Below are 22,493 nucleotides of genomic sequence, written 5' to 3' on the forward strand. Positions count from 1 at the left end.
CATTTTTGTGTCCGGCGATCAAATAGAAACCTGTGAGAGTTTTTGTGGATTATCAAATCATTACCCAATTGAAAGACCTTGAGCGAGTTTGCCAACAAGCACGTCAAGCCGATGTCGTTATGCTTGATACGGAGTTTGTTCGTACAAGAACCTATTACCCTCAATTAGGCTTGATTCAGTTATTTGATGGTGAAACGCTGTCACTGATTGACCCTATTGCTCTTGGTGAAATGACACCATTTGTTGGATTGTTGAAAGACGCTTCTGTTCTGAAAGTGCTGCATGCTTGTGGTGAAGATTTGGAAGTGTTCCAAAATGCATTTGGTTGTACACCAACCCCAATGGTTGATACGCAGATCATGGCGGCTTTCTTAGGTCATGGTTTATCAACGGGCTTTGCAGCTCTGGTTTCAGAGTTTGTCGGTGTTGATCTCGATAAGAGTGAATCTCGCACAGACTGGCTGGCGCGTCCGCTTTCTCAAAAGCAATTGGATTACGCAGCGGCAGACGTGCATTACTTAATGCCAATGTACAATAAGCTTCTAGAAAAAGTGATGGAAGCTGGCTGGTGGGAAGCGGCTCAACAAGAGTCTGACTTACAAGTTGCCAAGCGCATCCGTAAAGTAAACCCAGACACTGCCTACCTTGATATTAAAGGTGCGTGGCAGCTTAAACCTCAACAGCTAGCGATTTTGAGACCGTTAGCCACTTGGCGTTTAAAAGAAGCGATTAAGCGTGATTTAGCGTTGAACTTTGTTTTCAAAGAACAAGATTTATGGGCAGTGGCGCGATTCGCGATGAAAGATCCTAAGCACATGGAGCAAGAAGGTTTTGATTACCGCTCTGTACGCCGTCATGGCGCCAAGATTAGCTCAATCGTTAAGTTGGCTGAACACACGCCAGAAGAAGAATATCCAGCACCAGTAGAACGTCTAATGGATTACCCAGGTTACAAACAAATCTTCAAAGTGTTGAAGGATGAAGTGAAAACCGCATCACAACACAGTGGTTTGGCTACAGAATTTTTGGCATCTAAAAAGCAACTTAACCAAGTGTTAAGCTGGGTGTGGAAGCACGATCGTAACCCAGAGAAGCTGCCTGATGTGATGCAAGGCTGGCGTTTAGAAGTAGTTGGCGAAAAGCTGAGTAAAGCGATCAAATAACCGCTTGCTGTCATAAATCGAACTTAGTTACAGCTATAAACTGCAGACACAAAAAAGAGAGCCTCGGCTCTCTTTTTTATTCATCAATATAAGTAAGCGTATTATTTTCCGATCTGGTTCAGAAAGGTTATCGATCTTCTTCTGGAAGCTTAACATTCAGCTCTAGCACTGAGATGTCGTCATCTTTGTGTTCAAAAGTTAGATCAACCATTGATGGATCGACTTCAACATATTTAGCGATAACCTTAAGAATATCTTCTTTTAGCTCTGGTAAATATGATGGTGCTGGATCGTCATGGCTGCGTCGTTCAGCAACAATGATCTGCAAACGCTCTTTGGCTAGGTTTGCGGTTGTCTTTTTCTGTGGTCTAAAAAACTCTAATAATGACATTGCGTGTTAGCCTCCGAATAGTCGTTTGAAGATGCCTTTCTTCTGCTCCGTTAAGAAACGGAAGTCAACTTGGCTACCCAGTAGGCGTTCTACAGTATCATTGTAAGCCATACCAGCATCGGTTGCTTCATCAAAGATAACTGGAACACCTTTGTTCGATGCGTTCAGTACCGCTTGGCTCTCTGGAATCACCCCCAGTAGAGAGATGTGTAGGATTTCTTCTACATCTTCCACGCCCAGCATTTCTCCTTGAGTAACGCGAGCAGGGTTGTAGCGAGTGAGTAAAAGGTGGGTTTTTACTGGCTCTAAGCCGTCTTCTGAACGGCGAGATTTAGAATCCAGAATCCCGAGAATGCGGTCTGAGTCACGGACAGAAGAGACTTCAGGGTTAGTGGTTACAATCGCTTCATCAGCAAAGTACAGCGCCATCAGAGCGCCTTGCTCGATACCTGCTGGAGAGTCACAGATGATGAAATCAAAGCCCATTTCATCAAGTTCATCAAATATACGGCGAACACCGTCTTTAGTGAGTGCATCTTTATCGCGAGTTTGAGAAGCAGGAAGAATGAACAAGTTGTCTGTGCGTTTATCTTTGATCATCGCTTGATTTAGCGTTGCTTCACCATTGATAACGTTGACGAAATCGTACACAACACGACGCTCACAACCCATAATTAAATCTAGGTTACGCAGGCCGATATCAAAGTCGATAACTGCGGTTTTTTTTCCTTTTAAAGCCAGGCCTGAGGCTATAGCTGCACTGGAGGTCGTTTTGCCTACCCCGCCTTTACCTGACGTTACAACGATAATGCGTGCCATTCTTTTTTCCTTTTATTTCTTTTATATTGCGAGGACATCAACGTGTAATACATCGTTTGCCATACTGAACATGGTTTTTTTCTGCCAGCACTCGCTTTCAATTTGATCGCTGAGCCAGTAATTTCCAGCAATGGAAACCAACTCGGCTTGTAAATCATTACAAATTATTTTTGCTTCAGTTTGACCACTGGCTCCTGCAATCGCACGGCCGCGTAGCGTGCCATGAATATGAATGCTGCCATCGGCTATGACTTCGGCGCCTGCACTTACATGATTGAGTATTAACAGGTCACTATCTTTAGCATAAACCTGCTGACCTGAACGAATAGGGGTTCTCACCACTTTAATCGGTGCCATTTCGGCTGGTGCTTGAGATGGAGACTTACTGGCTGTCATGACTGCAAAACCCGCTTCTTTCGCTAGGTTTTGGGTACGCTTATCTGAACAGCCTGCCACACCAACAGGGATCATCCCCGCTTGAGAGATACCCTTTTTCAGTTGCACAAAATCGATATCGCCAACCACTTTACTAATGTTGATGACAACAGGTGCAGCAGCGAAAAAAGTGGGTGCTTGGTTTACCTTCTCTTGAAGAAAAGACACTGCATTTTCGACTTGATCATCGGATAAGTGCAAAACAGATAGCGTGAAACTACTACCTTTTAGATCTGGGTTACTAGACATCGAAAAACTACAGGACCTCAATTGCGGATTGGTACAATTTCTTTATCAATAAAATAAAGGGCATTGCCTGAAACTAGGTGTATCATGTTATATTCACAAACCAAGCACAGCAAGTAATCTTGTTGTCAAATGAACGTTTTGTTCCCAATATTTCGTTAACATAAACTATTGCTCTCGCAAGTGAGAGTTTTGTAGTCATAAACATTTAAAAAAGGTTTGTCATGCTGTGTTCTATATATAAAAGTTCAAAGAAAGAAGGAACATACCTTTATATCCCTAAGAAGGATGATTTTTCACAAGTTCCTGACGCATTGATGCAAATGTTTGGTAAACCTAGCTTTGTAATGGTAATTAAAATGGATGGCCGTAAACTGGCTCAAGTGAACATCGAAAAAGTGAAAGAATCACTGAATACCGATGGTTTTTTTTTGCAAGTTCCGCCCCCACCAGTTAACGAACTTGAACGTCATAAAGAGCGTAAAGCTCAACAAAAAGTTCAAGACGAAGAGTGATAGCCACCTCAATTCAAGGAGGAGTGATCGTTGAGTAAATTTTCGAAAAGCATATTGGTTGTGTCGGCATTACTATTGGGTAATAGCTTGACCATAAGTTCCGTACAAGCTGAAGAACTGAGCTTCGAACAATATGTAGAAAAACTAAAGCAACAAGGCCGTGAAGAAGGCATTTCTGAAGCGATCATTGATGAAGCCTTTGATGGTGTCACGTTTAAGCCAAGAGCGGTGAAAGCCGACAAAAATCAACCTGAGAAGAAGCTGACTCTGGATGAATACATTCCACGAGCAGTACCAGATTGGAAAGTGAAGCAAGCCAGATCACTTTATAAGAAGCATTACACAGCGTTAAAGCGCATTGGTGATGAATATGGTGTTCAACCGAGATTCATTGTCGCGCTATGGGGCGTTGAGAGTAATTTTGGTAAGTTCACGGGTAATTACAGTGTTATTGATGCGCTAACGACCATGGCCTACGAAGGGCGCAGAGAAGCGTTTTTCCGTAGCGAAGTAATGGCGGCGTTGAAGATTCTTTATCAAGGCCATATTGCACCAAAAGAGATGAAAGGCTCCTGGGCTGGTGCCATGGGTCAGCCTCAGTTTATGCCAAGCTCATTCTTAGCGTTTGCCGCTGATGGCAACGGTGATGGTAAGAAAGATATCTGGGGGACTGAAGAAGATGTGTTTGCTTCGGCAGCCAATTACCTCAGCCAATCCGGTTGGGATGATAAGTATACTTGGGGCCGCCAGGTTCACGTACCGTCAACCGTATCTATTGATTTTCAAGGCCGAACTGAAGACAAAGCGAAGTACTTAAAAGAGTGGTCTGAACTCGGTATTAAGCGTTATGACGATCGCCCACTGCCAACGCTTGATGAAGACATTAAAGCTTGGTTGATTATGCCTGACGACGAAGCGGGCCGTTCGTACCTCATTTACAACAACTACAATGTGTTAATGAAGTGGAACCGTTCTTACTACTTTGCTTTGGCAGTAAGCCATCTAGCTGACAGAATTAAGTTTGATTAATCGACTTAATTTGGTTAATAGCCCTAGGCCGCTTTGAATAGCATTTGGCCTACCATAGGCAGAACGAACTAAAGGACTCTTCGGAGTCCTTTTTGATTTTATATTTCAGAGATTTAAGAAGGTGGCCTTGTGCTTACAGATAGAGCTGCACAAATGGTGATATTCCATGCGTTAATTAAGTATGAAGGCTTTACCAATGCTGCAAAAAGCTTGAACGTTTCCGTGTCTCACATCAGTAAGCAAGTTGCTTTGCTTGAAGACTCAATCGGCATCAAGTTGGTACAACGAACCACACGTAGCCTAACGCTAACCGAAGCGGGGGAGGTGTTCTATCAGCATTGTGAGCAACTGTTTAACACGGTAAAAGCAGCACAAATGGATATGGACAGCCAGCGTGAGGATATCTCTGGAATATTGCGCGTGGGGTTGTCGCAGTCATTTGGTACCTTGCACATCATTCCGGCGATTGATCAGCTCAGACAGCTTTATCCTCAGCTGAGAATCGAGGTGCACTTGTTCGACTACAAGGTGGACATGATTGAAGAGCGTTTGGACCTTTGGATTACCAACAATGAAGACCTACCAGAAGGTTACATTGCGCAGCGCCTAGCAGACAGTCAGTTCGTGGTGGCAGCATCGCCTGATTATCTGATTAAGGCAGGGACTCCTCATACACCTTCTGATTTGATTGACCATAACTGTCTTATCTATCGCAGCCGAGAACGAGATTACACATCGTGGGCCTTTGATAACGGACAAGAGAACCTTAGCGTTAAAGTTGCTGGTGATTACTCGGTAGATTTAGCCGAGGCTGTACGAGACGCAGCGGTAGCTGGGTGGGGCGTTGCTTATCTGGCAACCTACTTAGTCAAAGAAGAGTTTCGAACCGGTAAGCTAATCCAAGTATTACCAGAATGGCGAGCGAGTCAGTTGATGCCATTTTATGCCGTGTATCCGAGCCGAAAGAATATGCCGAAGAAGCTTTCAGCTGTAATTGAGTTCATCAAAGATCATATTGGATCACCGACGTACTGGGACAAAAACCTCAAAACTTGCGTTGAACTGCATCACTAACTGTTTCCTAATTTATAAATATAATTTCCATATGGAAAAAGTATGCTTTTTAGTCAATGCTAATTATTAAAATTCAATGACTTAATTCTATTCATAGTTAAATGGTGATTACCCCAACATCACGTTAACAACCTCAGCTTGCCGCAAACGATTTCCTCTATAGAATGCGTCGCCTTTCCTACCTACAACTTTTAGGTTGACGCACATGGCTTCCCTACTTGGAATTATCACTATTTTAGTTGCCGCTTGGTTACTATCTACGGACAGAAAAAATATTCCACTAAGAACAGTCTCTTTGGCTTTCTTATTACAAATCTCATTCGCGCTATTGGTTCTGTATGTACCAATGGGTAAAGAAGCGTTGAATGCAGCCACGGGTGCGGTATCTAGCTTGATCAACTACGGTCAAGAGGGGATTAATTTCCTATTTGGTGGCCTAACAAATAACGGATTTGTTTTCGCGATTAATGTTCTAGGTATCATTATCTTTTTCTCTGCACTGATCTCTGGTTTGTACCACATTGGTTTTATGCCAAAGGTGATCAACCTTATTGGTGGTGCGCTGCAGAAGTTCCTGGGTACAGGCCGTGCGGAGTCACTGTCTGCAACGGCGAACATCTTTGTTGGCATGATTGAAGCGCCATTGGTGGTTAAGCCTTACTTGAAGCACATGACTGATTCGCAGCTGTTTGCCGTGATGGTATGTGGTTTGGCCTCTGTTGCTGGTGGCACGCTAGTGGGTTATGCATCGCTTGGTGTAGACCTTAACTACTTGATCGCTGCGGCATTCATGTCGGCGCCTGCTGGCCTGTTAATGGCTAAAATCTTAGTACCTGGTAGTCCAGATGACGCTCAAGAAAATATTGAATCTGATGTAGAAATTCCACGAGCAACAAACGTTGTTGAGGCAATGGCTGATGGGGCTATGTCTGGACTTCGTATTGCCGTTGCTGTGGGTGCAACACTTCTTGCTTTTATCAGTGTGATTGCAATGCTGAATGGCTTACTAGGTATCGTTGGCGGTTGGTTTGGCGTAAACCTAAGCTTCGAACTTATCCTAGGTTATGTGTTCGCCCCCGTTGCATGGCTGATAGGTGTACCGTGGTCTGAGGCTGTTGTTGCAGGTTCATTGATCGGTAACAAGATTGTCGTGAACGAGTTCGTGGCTTTCATCCAACTAATGGACGCTAAAGAGGCACTGAGTGAGCACTCGCAAGCGATCGTAACTTTCGCTCTATGTGGCTTTGCTAACATCTCTACCATGGCGATTCTGATCGGTGGTTTGGGCAGCTTAGTTCCAGAGCGTCGCTCTTTTATCTCACAATATGGCTTCAAAGCAATTTGTGCTGGTGTGTTTGCTAACTTAATGAGTGCCGCTATTGCTGGTGTGGTACTTTCGCTTTAACAGCGGCATCTTAAGTTACTTATACTTCTCGTTTTGTAATGGGGAATCATCAAAAAAGCCGCAACGTGATGAACGTTGCGGCTTTCTAATTCTGTTTATACCGTCATTCGCAGATTACTTCGAGTGAAACTGCTCACACGCGATCATTGTGTTCTCGATTAGGCTCGCAACCGTCATTGGGCCTACCCCCCCCGGTACTGGGGTGATGAAGCTTGCGCTCTCTTTAGCTACATCGTATTCAACGTCACCCACTAGCTTGCCAGATTCTAAACGGTTGATACCAACATCGACCACAACAGCCCCTTTCTTAATCCAAGCACCAGGAATGAAGTTTGGCTTACCAACGGCCACTACGACAACGTCTGCTTGACGTACGTGACCTTCAAGGTCTTTGGTGAAACGATGACAAGTCGTCGTCGTACAACCTGCTAGAAGCAGTTCTAGAGTCATTGGACGGCCTACAATGTTTGATGCGCCTACAACAACCGCGTGCTTACCACGTAAGTCGATGTTGTAGCGGTCAAGCAGCGTAATAATACCTTTTGGGGTACAAGAGCGAAGCTTAGGCATACGCTGAGCCAAACGACCCACATTGTATGGGTGGAAGCCATCCACGTCTTTCTCTGGTGTGATACGCTCAAGAATGTGAGTACTATCAATGCCAGCAGGTAGAGGCAGTTGAACCAGAATGCCATCGATTTCAGGGTCTTGGTTCAGTTGGTCTACCAGTGTTAACAATTCGTCTTCTGTCGCAGTGGCTGGCAAGTCGTAAGATTTAGATACGAAGCCAACTTCTTCACATGCTTTACGCTTACTTCCTACGTAAACCTGAGAAGCAGGGTCTTCACCCACTAAAACAACCGCTAGTCCCGGAGCGCGTAATCCAGCTTCCGTTCGAGCTTTTACACGTGCAGCAACTTCAGAGCGAACCGTTTGAGAAATTAGCTTTCCATCAATATTTTGAGCAGTCATGAATTTCCTTAGTATTGATATTCAAGATAGTGGCTGATGTTTTTGGCGCATTATTCCAGAAAATCTTTTTGATTACCATTAGGCAAACGATTGCTTTGGTCTAATTTCCAACACTTATATGTTTGTTGCCCTTTTTTTACCCACTTAGATCAGAATGTTACATAAAGCCGTTGCTTTACTGATTCGAATTCGTATAATTCGTTCCTGTAGCGCGCCCTTAGCTCAGCTGGATAGAGCACGTCCCTTCTAAGGATGTGGTCGAAGGTTCGAATCCTTCAGGGCGTGCCATTATTTAAAGAAACCCGATAGCTCTCCGAGTTGTCGGGTTTTTTGCATTTCAGAACGACTTAATATTTCAATACCGTGTTGTGTCTTTAGATGCCTTTGTATTTCAGCTTTTGCTAAACGGCAACGAGCTGTGGGGTATATCTAAGGCCTAGCATACTGCATCCATCTTCCAAGTAACGATCGGTCACTACGTCGAAACCGAACTTACCATAATAGTCTTTAAGGTGAGCTTGTGCCGAAATAAAAATTGAGCAATCAGGGTAAATCTTCCGAGTGGTATCAAAACTCACTTGCATGAGCTGGTTACCTATCTGTTTACCTCGGCATTCTTTCGCTACGATCACTCGCCCGATACAAACATCATCTGCATCAGAATCGAGCAGAGGGAGAACATCTACGGGGTATCCAAGCTTCTGAGCCATAATTCGACTGTAAGCCACTAGGTGTCCGTTCTCATAACCCATGATGTGATAGGTCTCTGGATGATTATCTTTGCCGTCTAGATCACTATAGGGTGTGTTCATATCCACGATAAAAATATCGACTCTTTGCTGTAAGAAATCATAGAGCTCTTGAACAGACAGCTCTGCAAATTTTTTAACTCTCCACTCGATCATCACTTTTCTCCTTATTATTTTGGGCTACAATATAGAGAGTATTCAAACCGAGTTCATTAACCTTTGTTAACTGGCCATGAAACTATTCAAAATCACCACTTTAAAGCGCCACTCATTTCCCCTCGTTATTCATTTCATTCGGCTTATGTAATAGAAAGTTAAAATTGTTCGTTTTTTGGGGTTTACATCATTTGGTAATAAAGACACTATGAATTCACGAAGAATAGACAAGTAAAGCTATTAGCCAGTCGGTTTAAGAATCAAACCTTCTGATTAATTGCTGATTTAGAGGAAGTAATGGCAGGAAACAGTATCGGACAACATTTCCGCGTGACCACGTTCGGAGAAAGTCACGGTATCGCACTAGGATGTATCGTAGATGGGTGCCCACCAGGATTGGAAATTACTGAAGCAGACCTTCAAAGAGATTTGGATCGTCGTCGCCCCGGTACTTCTCGCTATACAACGGCTCGCCGTGAAGCAGATGAAGTAAAGATTTTATCCGGTGTATTTGAAGGCCAAACTACGGGAACTTCTATTGGTCTATTGATTGAAAATACAGACCAACGCTCTAAAGACTATTCCGAAATTAAAGACAAGTTCCGTCCTGGGCACGCCGACTATACGTACCACCAAAAGTACGGTGTGCGTGATTACCGAGGTGGAGGTCGTTCTTCTGCTCGTGAAACCGCAATGCGTGTTGCCGCAGGTGCAATTGCGAAGAAATATCTTAAACAAGCATTTGGTGTTGAAATCCAAGCTTACCTTTCTCAAATGGGTGATATCTCAATTGATAAAGTGGATTGGAACGAGATTGAAAACAACGCTTTCTTTTGTCCAGATGCCGACAAAGTACCGGAATTTGATCAACTGATTCGTGACCTACTAAAAGAAGGCAACTCGATCGGTGCGAAGATTCAAGTGGTTGCGACTAAAGTGCCGGTGGGTCTTGGTGAGCCAATCTTTGATCGCTTAGATGCCGACATCGCGCACGCGCTAATGAGCATTAACGCTGTGAAAGGTGTTGAGATTGGCGATGGCTTTGATGTCGTTAATCAACGCGGTAGCGAACACCGTGATCCATTAACGCCAGAAGGCTTCACTAGCAACCATGCTGGCGGTATTTTAGGTGGTATCTCTACTGGCCAAGATATTGTGGCAAGCATTGCGCTTAAGCCAACATCAAGCATTACGGTACCGGGTGACACTATCACTAAAGATGGTGAAGCGACGCAGCTAATCACTAAAGGTCGTCACGATCCATGTGTTGGTATCCGTGCGGTGCCTATTGCAGAAGCAATGCTGGCTATCGTGCTGCTTGATCACTTGCTACGCCATCGTGGTCAGAACTTTGGTGTGACAACAGAAACGCCACAAATATAATTCTGTTTCTGTTCATTCAGAATAGAATTGATAGATACAAAAAAGGGTTGCTTCGTAATGAAGCAACCCTTTTTCACATTCGTTGGATTATTCATCCAGTTAGAGACCATCAATGAGCGCTATCAATACAAGGCTCTAAGCGATTAATGCACTGAACTTTCAGAATCAAGTTGGAACGACGGTAAGCGCCATTTGAATCTCACTGCAGCCATACGCAGCAAGTAACCAACCACAAGTGTGACGATCGTCGCGGTTACGTCGTTGATACCAAACTCAAGTAAACCTAAGTACAAACCTGAAGCGATAAGCGCGATAGAGGCATATAACTCCTCGTGCAGAACCAATGGTGTTTGGCGACAGATAAGGTCGCGTAGTAAACCACCAAAAACACCAGTCACTAAGGCAGACACCATACAAATCATTGGGTGCAGACCCATGGTCATCGCGACTTTAGTGCCAATGATACTGAATACAATTAGGCCTAGGGCATCCAAACGAATGAACAAGCCTTTTAGCTTGATGACCCACTTCGCCAGGCCTGTCGTGACGACGCCTGCGACACAAGTGATAGCCAAAAATTCTGGATTTTCAACCCAACCTAAAGGGTAATGGCCGAGTAGTATGTCTCGCACCGTACCACCGCCAATTGCCGTTGCACTCGCAACTAGCATTACACCAAACCAATCCATTTTTTGTTTACCAGCACTGAGAGCGCCGGTCATGGCTTCTGCCGTGATGCCAATGATATACAAAACACTTAGTAGCATTGCTGTAGCTCTATAATTTAGGTCTATAAATTCGAGTCTTATAGGCCTTAGGGATATAAAAATGAAGCGCGAGTGTAGTAGTAAAAATGCTTGTTGACGAATGAATATTTGTACCGTGAATGAGCATTTCAGATTAGTTCAAGTAATCTGTTGAACTAGCTTGAGGTTACCGACCTTGAAGATAAACAGGCGTGCAATCACGGGGCTTGCTTGAACGGGGAAAGTTACGCTTGATATGGGGTTTACCAAGGCACGAAAACAGAGCAAAATACGGGGGTTTATTTTATTCTAAGCCAGTTTTATGACGCACCAATACTCAGACCTTATCGATATTTTTAATCAGACCTTTTTTGAAAGCTTTAATACCAAATTAGAGCTAGGTGATGATGAGCCGATCTATTTGCCTGCTGATGAAACCATCCCACACCATCGAATTGTCTTTGCACGTGGTTTTTATGCTTCTGCTTTGCACGAAATTGCACACTGGTGTGTTGCTGGCCCTGAACGTCGATTGCTGGAAGATTTTGGCTATTGGTATGAACCTGATGGTCGAACGGAATCGGTTCAAGCTGAGTTTGAAAAAGTAGAAATTCGCCCACAAGCGTATGAATGGATCATTGCGATGAGCGCAGGCTTTCCTTTTAATGTCAGCTGTGACAATCTACACGGCGATTTTGAGCCAGATCGTTTGGCCTTTATGAATAAAGTACACAGCGAAGTCATGGGGATCTTCGAAGTTGGCCTTCCGCCTCGCGTAAAAATGCTCTCTGAAGCATTACGCAGCTTCTACGATGTAGAACCTTTATGTGCTAGCCAATTTATTGTGAAATAAGAGAATATTATGATTATCGAATTTGAAGAAAAACTACTTGAAGTAATTGATGCTCGCATTGAAAACGCATCAGAGGACGAACTGTTTGCCGGTGGTTACTTACGTGGTCATATTTCTCTTTCAGTGGCTTCATGTGAAGAAGAAGGCATTGAAGATGTGGCTGAAGTTAAAGCACGCATCGAGAAGAGCCTAGATGACGCTCGCTCTGAACTAACGCCCGCAGATCGCACTATTGTTAATGACCTTTGGGTTGAGCTGCAAAACCAAGCTTAATCGCTAACTATTTATCATTATCCGCTCAGTCCCTTCCTTTTCATTTTGCTGAGTCGTGAATTATTTGAGACTCATTCGAAATTTTTGAATGAGTCCGTTCAATCCTTGTGATGGTTCCATTTCCCGACTACGTTATTCTAAGCTCACTTAACGGAATTATAGAAAAGGTCACATCATGAAAGTTATCGCATTCGGCGCAAGCACAAGCTCTACCTCTATCAACAAAACTCTAGCAACTTACGCAGCTAACTTGATTGAAGGTGCTGAAGTAAAAGTCCTAAACATCAACGATTACAACGTTCCTATGTTCAGTGAAGACACTGAAAAAGAGATTGGCCAAGCGGAAGGTGCTCAAGCATTCTTGCGTGATTTAGCAGAAGCGGATGCGTTTGTTATCTCTTTTGCCGAACATAACGGTCACTACCCAGCGGCATATAAAAACCTATTTGATTGGGCAACACGTATTGAGCGTTCAGTGTTTGGCGAGAAGCCAGCGGTTTATCTAGCAACTTCTCCTGGCCCTGGTGGCGCTCAAACGGTACTTGGTTCTGCAACGGGGTCTGCATCATTCTTTGGCGGCAACGTTAAGGCTTCACTTTCAGTGCCAAATTTCTACGATAACTTTGACTTTGAGTCGGGTGCTATCAGCAACGAAGAGATTGCTCAGCAGATCAAAGACGCGGTTGCTAAGCTGTAAATACTGCTCTGTTTAGAACATCAGTTTAGATCAACAAGAACAACAAAAAGCCCGAGTGACATAATGTCGCTCGGGCTTTTTAGCTTTTAGTTTCAGGTGTTTCAGATGTTCAGAATAGTTGAACTAGAAACTATGGGTTTGTTCTAGAGTGTTTGTCTGCAACCCAACCAGCGGTTAATGCCTTACCTTTACGCAGCCTGCGCACCCACATTCTACTTGGGTGAATCGCCTCAAGCACATCAACCGGTAAAGGTAGCGGATCGCCACATATTTGTGATGCTAACACTTCGGCCAGCAATGGAGCAGAGCTTAAGCCGCGCGAACCCAGCCCGATAAAGCAGTACAGGTTAGGGAAGCTTGCTACCGTTTGAACACCATCAACCGAGTGGCGCTGTGGGTTAAAGTTGTGCAGATCTTGGTACTGAGCTTTGATTGATTCAAAATCACCAACATTTCCGACAAATGGTAAGTGATCACGGCTTACGCTTCGGATACCTTGACGCGCTAGGTTGTCACTGGTATCGACATCTTTTGTCCACGCTTGGTCTGGCAACGACCCGTTCAGGCGATCGCCATTATGCTGTTGAACATCAATATCAAACTCTTGGTCGATATTGGTTTTGTCGTAGTTCGCACCAATACAGTGATGACCATTGTTTGGATTCTGCGGCGTCAGATAGCCATCAAAGCACAAAACCGTTTTTAGCTTAGCTAAGTTTTCTGTAGTCGGAATATGGCTTACTTGGCCTTTAACCGGAGTCAGTGGTACTGGCTGAGTTTGTTTAAACTGAGTGAACTTGTGTCCGTTCGCGACAACCACTTGATCGTGCTTGGTTTGAATCTCACCTTGAGGTGTCTCAATCGTCAGCAACCATTGTTGCTCTGCTTCTAACCATTCAAGTTGAGTCACTTCATGTTGATAGTGTGCGCTCACTTGGTTTGTCTCTTTTAACTTACCAATCAAACCTTGAGTAAGCTGAAGAGGGCTTAGCCACCCACCCAATGGAAAGTAAACACTCTCTTTATCAACCGGTAAGCCAATCTTTTCATTCGCTTGTTCTGGCGATAAACGCTGAATGAGATCTGTATGGAAATTACCTTCCAACATACGGTTGAGCTTTTTGGTTGAGCCTTCATCCCACATCAAAATGTTCACGCCACACCAGCTGTGGTCAAATTGAATAGATTGCGCCGCCTGATTGATGAACTGGCGAGCAAACAGTAACCCTGGGCCAAACACGCGAGACACGTTCGAGGTCGCTTCACTCAATAACGGGTAAATCGCACCTTGATTATTGCCAGAGGCATTACCCGCTGCTTGTGGGTGCTCACAATAAAGAGTGATGTTTTTACCACGACGGCTTAGCGTTTTGGCTAATGCAGCACTGGCGACACCACCACCAATGATCGCAATGTCTTGTGATTCACTGTGTTGAGCGAGGCCATACCAAGGTTTGATGTTGGTGTGAGCGTACTTCTCGCCAAGTCGGCCGGCAATCATTTCTCGCTTAGTACCAAAGCCTTTGACCTTTTTCATTTCAAAGCCAGCTTCAATTAAGCCACGGCGAACAAAGCCAGCAGCGGTGAAGGTCGCACAGCTACAATCTTGCTTAGCCAGCTTGGCCATGCCGTTGAACAGGTTTTGATTCCACATCTCTGGATTTTTGCTCGGGGCAAACCCATCTAGGAACCAAGCATCAACCAAGCCTTCTCGTGGGGTTGGTACGTTAGGTATGCAATCTTTGATATCACCAAACCATAGATCAAGCGTGATAGCGCCATCACCCAACACAATACGGTGACATTCAGGTATGGCAATCGGATAGTGTTCTTGGAGTTGCGTCGCATACTCGGCTAATTCTGGCCACGATTGGTGCGCTTTGATCAGGTCCTCTTTGTTTAAAGGATATTTTTCAAAACTGATGAAATGTAACTCTTTGGTAATAGCTTGTGGGTTATCTTTAAGGAAAGTATCGAACCACTGCCACACAGCAAGAAAGTTTAAACCTGTACCAAAGCCGGTTTCAGCAATCACAAAACGACGTTGTTGATGTTCAAGCCAACGCTCTGGAAGGTGGTTTTGCTTTAAAAAGACGTAGCGAGTTTCTTCTAAACCGTTAACATTGGAGAAGTAAACGTCGTCAAATTGGTCTGAAACTGGTGTGCCAGATTCATTCCATTCCAGTTCTGCATTAGTAATTGAAGTCATAAAATCTATCATTTTGTGATTTGAAGCGATATGTTGGTAGGGATTGTACGAATTTCTAGGAAAGCTGACCACTTTTGTTAGGCTTCTTAGTTATCATCTAGCTGAATTTAGAATTATAGGAATGTCACATGAAACGAGTCGTAATCACCGGTATGGGTATTGTTTCAAGTATCGGTAACAACGTCGAAGAAGTTTTAGCATCACTGAAAGAGGGTAAATCTGGTATTACCGCTTCAGAGCAGTTCAAGGAAAATGGCTTGCGCTCTCAAGTATGGGGTAACCTAAAAATGAACCCTGCTGACCATATCGATCGCAAAAAAATGCGCTTTATGGGTGATGCAGCGGCATTCGCTTATCTTTCAATGGAGCAAGCAATTGCTGATTCTGGTTTAACTGAAGATCAAGTATCTAATGACCGCACGGGTATCGTTGCGGGTTCAGGCGGTGCTTCATCTCTAAACCAAGTTAACGCTGTAGACATCATCCGTGAAAAAGGCGTTAAGCGCGTTGGTCCATACATGGTGCCACGTACAATGGCTTCTACGGTTTCTGCTTGTCTAGCAACTCCTTTCAAAATCCGTGGTGTGAACTACTCTATGAGTTCTGCATGTGCGACATCTGCACACTGTATTGGTCACGCAATGGAGCTTATCCAACTTGGTAAGCAAGACGTTGTATTCGCTGGTGGCGGTGAAGAACTGGATTGGTCTCTGACTATGATGTTCGACGCAATGGGTGCACTTTCTACTAAGTACAACGACACGCCAGAATTGGCTTCTCGTACCTACGATGCAGACCGTGATGGTTTCGTTATCTCTGGTGGCGGCGGCATGCTAGTTATCGAAGAACTTGAGCACGCTGTTGCTCGTGGCGCGAAAATTTACGGCGAGATCGTAGGTTACGGTGCAACTTCAGATGGCTACGACATGGTTGCTCCTTCTGGTGAAGGGGCGGTTCGTTGTATGAAGATGGCAATGCAAAACGTTGATGGTGTGGACTACGTGAACACTCATGGTACTTCAACTCCTGTTGGTGACGTTAAAGAACTTGGCGCAATCCAAGAAGTCTTTGGCGGTAACAGCCCAGCAATCTCAGCAACTAAAGCGATGACAGGTCACGCTCTAGGTGCTGCTGGCGTACACGAAGCTATTTACTCAACGCTAATGCTAGATAATGGCTTTATTGCTCCAAGCATTAACGTTGTAAACTTAGACGAAGCAGGTAAAGGCCTAGACATCGTAACGGAAGCTCGTGAACAAGAGCTAACGACGGTTATGTCTAATAGCTTTGGTTTCGGCGGTACTAACGCAACGCTAGTAATCAAAAAGTATCAAGCTTAACTTAGGCTTGAGTTAGAGAGACAAGGTTAATCGTAAAAGTGGGCTAGTGCAGACTCAACACGCGCAGGTTTTCTAATAATAACGGCTATCAGAAGCTTGTTTAGATATAGGTTTTTAAGCGTGGTTTTTGAAACTTGTTTTTTTAACATGGTTTTTAAAATCTGGGTTTAGAAATTGAAAGGTTTCCAGAGCTTGATCAGTAGTGACTTAGTTAGTACTGGTTGAACAGACGCAAGACTCTGTCTCCTGGAGAGCGAGATAGGATCCTTTTGTTCTGGATGTTTGCCCGATTGTTTATTCAATCGGGCATTTTTCGTTTTGACCTTGGATATACTCAATTCCTGTTCTTGTTTGTGAAGGCTAGGGAATTCAGCCCTTTATTTATAATGTATTCCAATTGCGACTCGACACCGTGTGTGGAATTTTGCACAATCATTTCAATTCACATTTAAGGTCGACAGACCCCAACGAAAGTACCTTCCCAATGAAAATCTTAATCGATGAAAATATGCCTTATGCTGAAGCGCTTTTTAGCCAGCTAGGTGAAGTGACAATGAAGTCCGGTCGAACGCTAACCGCTGACGATCTTGTTGACGTAGATGCTCTGATGATTCGCTCGGTGACTAAAGTCAATGAAGCGCTGCTCAGCAAAGCGAACAAGCTTAAGTTTGTTGGAACCGCAACAGCTGGTATGGATCACGTTGACCAAGAATTGATGAAAGAGCGTGGCATTTTCTTCACCGCGGCGCCTGGCTGTAACAAGGTGGGTGTAGCGGAGTATGCCTTCAGCGCGATGATGGTGCTTGCTCAACAACAAGGTTTTTCTGTTTTCGACAAAACGGTCGGTATTATTGGTTGTGGTCAAGTGGGCAGCTACTTAGCGAAATGCCTAGAAGGCATTGGTATTAAAGTGCTGCTCAACGATCCTCTTAAGCAACTGGAGGGTGACACTCGTGAATTTACCGACCTTGAAACGTTATTAGAGCAATCTGATGTGATCACGTTACATACGCCTATCACCAAGACGGGCGAGTTTCCAACGCACCATATGATCAATGAGCAAGTGCTAAACAACTTCCGCGCCGATCAAATCCTGATTAATGCTGCGCGCGGCCCAGTCGTTGATAACCAAGCACTAAAAGCTCGCCTGCTAAAAGCTGACGGTTTTACTGCCGTTCTTGATGTATTTGAGTTTGAACCTGAAGTCGACATGGAATTGCTTCCACTGCTTGCTTTCGCAACGCCTCACGTAGCGGGCTACGGTTTAGAGGGCAAAGCGCGCGGTACGACCATGATCTTTAACAGCTATTGTGAGTTTTTGGGTGCGGAACAACGTGCTTATGCAAGCGATCTTCTACCGACAGCCCCAGTGCCTCAAATGAAATTAGATAGGGCTTGGGATGAAGCAACACTGCACAATTTGACTCAGTTGATCTATGATGTGCGCAAAGACGACGCCTTATTCCGTCGCAATATCTCTACGCCGGGTTCTTTTGACAAGATGCGTAAAGAATATTGGGACCGTAGAGAGTACAGTGCTGTCGAGTTAACGGGCGACGAATCTTGTAATTTAACGCCGTTATCTAAACTCGGTTTTATGGTAAAACCAACTTTATAAAAGAGAGAAACAATGAGCCAAGAATTTAATATTGCTATTTTAGGTGCGACTGGTGCGGTTGGTGAAACCATTCTTGAAGTACTTAAAGAGCGTAAATTCCCTGTCGGTGAAATGCACTTACTAGCAAGTGAACGTAGTGAAGGCAAAACTTCCCGTTTTAACGGCAAAACAATACAAGTACAAAACGTAGAAGACTTTGATTGGTCTCAAGTACATATTGCGTTTTTCTCTGCAGGTAGCGAACTTTCAGAGCGTTGGGCTCCAATCGCTGCGGATGAAGGTGTGGTTGTTATCGATAACACATCACGTTTCCGCTACGAATACGATGTTCCTCTGGTGGTACCAGAAGTAAACCCTGAAGCGATTGCTGAGTTCCGAAACCGTAACATAATTGCAAACCCTAACTGTTCTACTATCCAAATGGTTGTAGCACTTAAACCAATTCACGATGAAGTGGGCCTTGAGCGTATTAACGTTTCAACTTACCAATCTGTATCTGGTGCGGGGAAGCCGGGGATCGATGAGCTAGCGGGTCAAACGGCTAAGCTTCTTAACGGCATGCCAGCGGACAAGTCAGCGTTCTCACAGCAGATCGCCTTCAACTGTATTCCTCAAATCGATGAATTTACAGAGAACGGCTACACGCGTGAAGAGATGAAGATGGTTTGGGAAACTCAAAAAATTTTTGCTGACTCTTCAATCACGGTGAACCCTACGTGCGTTCGCGTACCTGTATTCTACGGTCACGCTGAATCTCTACATATTGAAACTCGCGCTCCAATCGCTGCAGAGCAAGTGGTTCAGCTTCTTGAGAACACAGAAGGAGTTGAAGTATTTCAAGCGTTAGACTTCCCAACTCAAGTTCGTGATGCGGGTGGTAAAGATCACGTAATGGTTGGCCGTATTCGCAACGACATCAGCCATCACAGCGGTGTAAACATGTGGGTGGTTGCTGATAACGTTCGTAAAGGCGCAGCGACAAACGCAGTGCAAATCGCTGAAGTTCTGATTCGCGATTACTTCTAAGTTTCATTGCTTTGATAAATAAGCCTCACTCTTTAGTGGGGCTTTTTTAATCAATTGAAAATATTGTTAGGAAAATTGTGTGAAATTGCTGCGAATATTGTTGTCGTAACACATTTTTTGTCTTCGTCTCTATAGTTTTATGTCATTTATCCGATATATTTAATAGTTCATCACTTTATCCGAATTTAAGCACCTAGCTGAGCACTTTATGTTTCAAATTTTTAAGCCTTGGTTAATGCCTTTGGCCGTTATCATTGCGACTCAGATTCCCGTTGTTCGTGCAGATTCCATTCGAGTTGTAGGGCCTAATGGCCAGATACAATCAGCGCCTACTTTTTCCGAACCTCTGCAAAGAGTGCAGCCGCTTAGCGCCTCCAATGGTACTAGTGAGCCCTCACGTTTCTATGGTCCAACTCGTGGTTCAGAGACGCTGTGGTCTATCGCCTCAAAATTACGTCCGGATAACTCCGTGTCAGTCCAACAAACCCTGTTGGCGATTTATCGCTTAAACCCTCAAGCATTTGAAAACCAGAATATCCATAGCCTGTTGCCTGCGAGCAACTTACGAGTGCCTTCTTTAGAGCAAGCTCGTGCCAGCTCAATGCAGCAAGCTGTTAACATCATGACTTCGCACCTTGCCAAGCTTGATGCTCCAGTGGCTAAGCCTGTCGCGCCAAAAACAAAACCAGCGCCAGTGCCAACTCGACCTGATGTAAGTGATAAAAGTGCGGCTTCAGCAAAGCAATTAAGTACAGCTAAAGCGTCTACAAATCCATCTTCTCCAACTGATTCAACGTCTCCAACCAAGGAGATGAACGAATTAGAAAAGACATTAAAACTTTCAGAAACAGAGTTACTGTCATTGGAAGAGAAAAATCATCAGCTTCGTTTAATGCTGTCGAACGTGCAGTCTGAAGTGGATGTGCTTAAAACGGAACTAAGCGACGAAGACCGTATCCGCAGCGAAGTTGAGAAGCTGCTTGCTGAAGAGCGTAAAAAGAACGCCGAAATCGAAAAAATGGCACCGACTGCTACAGAACAGTTGTTATCTAATGGCTGGCTAGTGGCAGCACTTGCGAGTATTCCAGGCCTTTTACTTGGCCTTATTATTGTGATGCTGTTGGGACGCCGATCTAAAAACGATGAACAGCAGCAAACGACGCAAGAACAACCTATTCAACCTGAACCAAGCAGTGTGGCTCCTATCTCTTTAGGCGAAGAGATGAGCGATCTTGATAATGAGCTGTCTTTGGATGATGAACTTTTTGATACTGAAGACGACGCTACCAAGCTATTTGACGATCAAGCATTGGCTGAAGAAGACGATGTATTTGCAGGCTTAGATGAATCCGATCTTGATTTTAATCTTGATGGTGAAGACGATGACCCGTTTGCAAGTATCGGTGAAAACGGTGATTTAGACACCAACTTCGACGATCTGGACTTAGACAGTAACACCGGCATCAGTGTTAATGGTGAAGAAAAGGCGCTTGGTCTGGAAGAAATGGAACGCGCTCTGGATAAAACAGCGGAAAGTTCTCTTGATTCTGATGACGAGGACTTTGACCTTGCGGATGATAACGCGATGTCTGCTGATGAGGTTGAATCCCTACTATCTCAAGAGTCTGAGACTGAAGACTTAGGAGCGAATGAGCTAGATCAGTCTCTATTAGATGATCTGTTCGCGCTTGATGACGAAGACGATGGTAGTTTCGATATCGATGCTTTGATTTCGGAAGAGCAAAGTGACTCGCCTTCTAATAACAGCACCCCAGCAACCGATGATTTTGACATTGATGCGCTTATTTCAGAGCAACAGAGCGATGCCAAGCCTGCTGACTTGAGCAATGACGAGTTCGATATCGATACTTTGATTTCCGAACAGCAAACCGCTGAACCTTCGGCTCCTAGTGTCGAAGAGGATATTGATGATATTTTTGCTCAGGTTGCCGCTCAGAAAGGTGAAACGAATGCTCCCTCTAACCTTGATAATGACGATGAGGTTGCCGCTAACCTAAGCAGTGGTTTGGCGTCTGATGATGATATCGAAAACATCCTATCTCAGTTTGATAAGCCAATTGAAGATGAAGAAGCTCAAGACAGCGTTGATCTGCTCGATGAGCAATTGGCAGGTGATGACGTAGATCTAAGTAATTCGACCGATCTTCTTGATGAAATGTTGGAAGGTGAATCGGATGATGAGTCTGAAAGCGAACCTTTAGGGTTTGACGCTTTGTCTGAACTTGAAGAGCTTTCTGGCATATCGGCGGACGATGACCTAAACATTGCGGAAGATAGCACGGAAACCTTAGATGAGCTGATCGGTGATTCTGACGGTGATGACTTCGAACTCGATGCAGATAGCACTGATTTGCTTGATGATTTCCTTGATAGCGAATTGCTAGCCGATGATGCATCAACAGATGAAGCGGGCGAGAAGGAGACTGAATCTTTAGATCCGTTTGATGATCTACTAACAAGCGGTATTGAAGGTGAATTAGCATCGGAAGAGCAAGCGTTTGATAAAGAACTAGAGGCGGCCTTTGACTTTGACAAAGCCAATGAGGAGCCGATCAAAGGGTCAAGCGTTGAGACGACTCAGTCAACATCGGAGCCTTCTGAAGTTGAGCCAGCGCAAGCTGCTGAGGTGAGTGAAACATCACAACCTGAACCAGTTAGTGATGAGCCGTTAGATTTGGAACCGACGCAAGCCAGCTCAGAACTTGAGCCAGAGAGCGATGATGTTACGCCACAAAACGATGAAGCCTTTAATCGTGATGACTTCATCGATGATCTCTTTGGTGTAGCGCCAGCAACAGATGCTCTGCTTGATGATTCATTAGAAACCACAGACGAAGCGTTGATTGATGAGTTAATGACGCCTGATGACAGTGGCATGTTGGAAGCGAATGAAGCGCAAGTTGAAGAGTCAATCGAACAGGTTTCTGAACGAGATCAAACTCCAAGTTCGGATATTCAAGAAGCACTTCCGGAAGATACCGCATCGCCTGTTGAAGAAAATGACGAACTGGATATTGAGTCGCTGTTATCTGAAAATTCTGATGTTGAAGAACCCGCTTTCACTGAATTAGAGCAAGAAGCGCTTGAGCCGGAAGCAACAGATACACAAGACAGTCACGAAGAAATCGCGCCTAGCTCTGAAAACCAAACTTCACCATCGTCACTGGGTGATGTCTCAGAAGACGAAGAAGAGACGGTTGAAGATTGGTTAGCAGAATCGATCGACGATGTTGAGTCGCCATCGAACATCGACTCTGATTTTGACTTTGAACCGAAAATTCAAGGTAGCGATGAATTTGAGGATGTTGTTGAATCCTTGCCAGAGCCAGAGCCAGAGCCAGAGCCAGAGCCAGAGCCAGAGCCAGAGCCAGAG

General features: G+C 44.5%; 20 protein-coding genes and 1 tRNA gene. 14 read left to right on the top strand and 7 right to left on the bottom strand.

The window, feature by feature from the left end:
• The first annotated feature begins 44 nt into the window (after positions 1 to 44).
• Positions 45 to 1,163, top strand: a complete 1,119-nt coding sequence (gene rnd / locus ACED48_RS13040) for a ribonuclease D (RefSeq protein ID WP_017056427.1) — start codon at positions 45 to 47, stop codon at positions 1,161 to 1,163.
• 127 nt (positions 1,164 to 1,290) lie between these two features.
• On the opposite strand, the gene minE is transcribed toward rnd, so the two are convergent.
• From minE to minC, 3 genes are read right to left on the bottom strand one after another with little or no spacing between them, the layout of a single operon-like run.
• Positions 1,291 to 1,554, bottom strand: coding sequence for a cell division topological specificity factor MinE (gene minE / locus ACED48_RS13045; RefSeq protein WP_017056428.1), 264 nt, complete (start codon positions 1,552 to 1,554; stop codon positions 1,291 to 1,293).
• A gap of 6 nt (positions 1,555 to 1,560) precedes the next feature.
• Positions 1,561 to 2,373, bottom strand: a complete 813-nt coding sequence (gene minD, locus ACED48_RS13050; protein ID WP_017056429.1) for a septum site-determining protein MinD — start codon at positions 2,371 to 2,373, stop codon at positions 1,561 to 1,563.
• A 21-nt stretch (positions 2,374 to 2,394) separates the two neighbouring features.
• Positions 2,395 to 3,057, bottom strand: coding sequence for a septum site-determining protein MinC (gene minC, locus ACED48_RS13055; protein ID WP_017056430.1), 663 nt, complete (start codon positions 3,055 to 3,057; stop codon positions 2,395 to 2,397).
• Positions 3,058 to 3,278: 221 nt separating this feature from the next.
• Between minC and ACED48_RS13060 the strand changes: the two genes are divergently transcribed.
• From ACED48_RS13060 to ACED48_RS13075, 4 genes are all read left to right on the top strand, one after another.
• Positions 3,279 to 3,569 carry a YcgL domain-containing protein gene (locus tag ACED48_RS13060; RefSeq protein ID WP_017056431.1) on the top strand — a complete coding sequence of 97 codons (291 nt, stop codon included), beginning with the start codon at positions 3,279 to 3,281 and terminating at the stop codon, positions 3,567 to 3,569.
• A gap of 30 nt (positions 3,570 to 3,599) precedes the next feature.
• Positions 3,600 to 4,598: a lytic transglycosylase domain-containing protein gene (locus ACED48_RS13065; protein WP_017056432.1), complete on the top strand. Its 999-nt coding sequence runs from the start codon at positions 3,600 to 3,602 to the stop codon at positions 4,596 to 4,598.
• Positions 4,599 to 4,751: 153 nt separating this feature from the next.
• Positions 4,752 to 5,672: a LysR family transcriptional regulator gene (locus tag ACED48_RS13070; protein WP_017056433.1), complete on the top strand. Its 921-nt coding sequence runs from the start codon at positions 4,752 to 4,754 to the stop codon at positions 5,670 to 5,672.
• Between the two features lie 205 nt (positions 5,673 to 5,877).
• A complete protein-coding gene (locus ACED48_RS13075) occupies positions 5,878 to 7,077 on the top strand; it encodes a NupC/NupG family nucleoside CNT transporter (RefSeq protein WP_017056434.1) in 1,200 nt (399 codons plus the stop codon).
• A 114-nt stretch (positions 7,078 to 7,191) separates the two neighbouring features.
• Here ACED48_RS13075 and folD read toward each other — a convergent pair whose 3' ends face one another.
• Entirely contained in the window at positions 7,192 to 8,049 is an 858-nt protein-coding gene (gene folD / locus ACED48_RS13080) for a bifunctional methylenetetrahydrofolate dehydrogenase/methenyltetrahydrofolate cyclohydrolase FolD (RefSeq protein ID WP_017056435.1), read from the bottom strand.
• 211 nt (positions 8,050 to 8,260) lie between these two features.
• Here folD and ACED48_RS13085 point away from each other — a divergent pair.
• Positions 8,261 to 8,337: transfer RNA gene (locus tag ACED48_RS13085), tRNA-Arg, on the top strand.
• Between the two features lie 113 nt (positions 8,338 to 8,450).
• Here the strand turns inward: ACED48_RS13085 and ACED48_RS13090 are convergent.
• On the bottom strand, positions 8,451 to 8,954 hold the full coding sequence (locus ACED48_RS13090) for a GNAT family N-acetyltransferase (RefSeq protein WP_017056436.1): 504 nt from the start codon (positions 8,952 to 8,954) through the stop codon (positions 8,451 to 8,453).
• 297 nt (positions 8,955 to 9,251) lie between these two features.
• Here ACED48_RS13090 and aroC point away from each other — a divergent pair, with 297 nt between their 5' ends.
• Positions 9,252 to 10,337, top strand: a complete 1,086-nt coding sequence (gene aroC / locus ACED48_RS13095) for a chorismate synthase (protein ID WP_017056437.1) — start codon at positions 9,252 to 9,254, stop codon at positions 10,335 to 10,337.
• Between the two features lie 143 nt (positions 10,338 to 10,480).
• Here aroC and ACED48_RS13100 read toward each other — a convergent pair whose 3' ends face one another.
• Complete coding sequence (locus ACED48_RS13100; protein ID WP_017056438.1) at positions 10,481 to 11,104, bottom strand: trimeric intracellular cation channel family protein; 624 nt, start codon at positions 11,102 to 11,104, stop codon at positions 10,481 to 10,483.
• Positions 11,105 to 11,405: 301 nt separating this feature from the next.
• On the opposite strand from ACED48_RS13100, the gene ACED48_RS13105 reads away from it, so the two are divergent.
• The 3 genes from ACED48_RS13105 to ACED48_RS13115 all read left to right on the top strand — a co-directional run bounded on the left by ACED48_RS13105 (position 11,406) and on the right by ACED48_RS13115 (position 12,906).
• The gene (locus ACED48_RS13105; protein ID WP_017056439.1) at positions 11,406 to 11,936 is read left to right on the top strand and encodes an elongation factor P hydroxylase; all 531 of its coding nucleotides are present in this window, start codon (positions 11,406 to 11,408) and stop codon (positions 11,934 to 11,936) included.
• 9 nt (positions 11,937 to 11,945) lie between these two features.
• Positions 11,946 to 12,209, top strand: coding sequence for a YfcL family protein (locus ACED48_RS13110; RefSeq protein ID WP_017056440.1), 264 nt, complete (start codon positions 11,946 to 11,948; stop codon positions 12,207 to 12,209).
• Between the two features lie 175 nt (positions 12,210 to 12,384).
• Positions 12,385 to 12,906, top strand: a complete 522-nt coding sequence (locus ACED48_RS13115) for an NADPH-dependent FMN reductase (RefSeq protein ID WP_017056441.1) — start codon at positions 12,385 to 12,387, stop codon at positions 12,904 to 12,906.
• Between the two features lie 130 nt (positions 12,907 to 13,036).
• On the opposite strand, the gene mnmC is transcribed toward ACED48_RS13115, so the two are convergent.
• Complete coding sequence (mnmC, locus tag ACED48_RS13120) at positions 13,037 to 15,115, bottom strand: bifunctional tRNA (5-methylaminomethyl-2-thiouridine)(34)-methyltransferase MnmD/FAD-dependent 5-carboxymethylaminomethyl-2-thiouridine(34) oxidoreductase MnmC (RefSeq protein WP_017056442.1); 2,079 nt, start codon at positions 15,113 to 15,115, stop codon at positions 13,037 to 13,039.
• Positions 15,116 to 15,243: 128 nt separating this feature from the next.
• Here mnmC and fabB point away from each other — a divergent pair, with 128 nt between their 5' ends.
• The 4 genes from fabB to ACED48_RS13140 all read left to right on the top strand — a co-directional run.
• Positions 15,244 to 16,455, top strand: coding sequence for a beta-ketoacyl-ACP synthase I (gene fabB, locus ACED48_RS13125; RefSeq protein WP_017056443.1), 1,212 nt, complete (start codon positions 15,244 to 15,246; stop codon positions 16,453 to 16,455).
• 484 nt (positions 16,456 to 16,939) lie between these two features.
• Complete coding sequence (locus ACED48_RS13130) at positions 16,940 to 18,073, top strand: 4-phosphoerythronate dehydrogenase (RefSeq protein WP_017056444.1); 1,134 nt, start codon at positions 16,940 to 16,942, stop codon at positions 18,071 to 18,073.
• Positions 18,074 to 18,085: 12 nt separating this feature from the next.
• Positions 18,086 to 19,099, top strand: a complete 1,014-nt coding sequence (locus ACED48_RS13135; protein WP_017056445.1) for an aspartate-semialdehyde dehydrogenase — start codon at positions 18,086 to 18,088, stop codon at positions 19,097 to 19,099.
• Positions 19,100 to 19,307: 208 nt separating this feature from the next.
• Positions 19,308 to 22,493, top strand: a 3,186-nt coding sequence (locus tag ACED48_RS13140) for a FimV/HubP family polar landmark protein (RefSeq protein WP_371694042.1), incomplete at its 3' end; no start/stop codon positions are given.

Source organism: Vibrio sp. 5S239, assembly GCF_041439575.1.
Lineage (GTDB): Bacteria > Pseudomonadota > Gammaproteobacteria > Enterobacterales > Vibrionaceae > Vibrio > Vibrio kanaloae.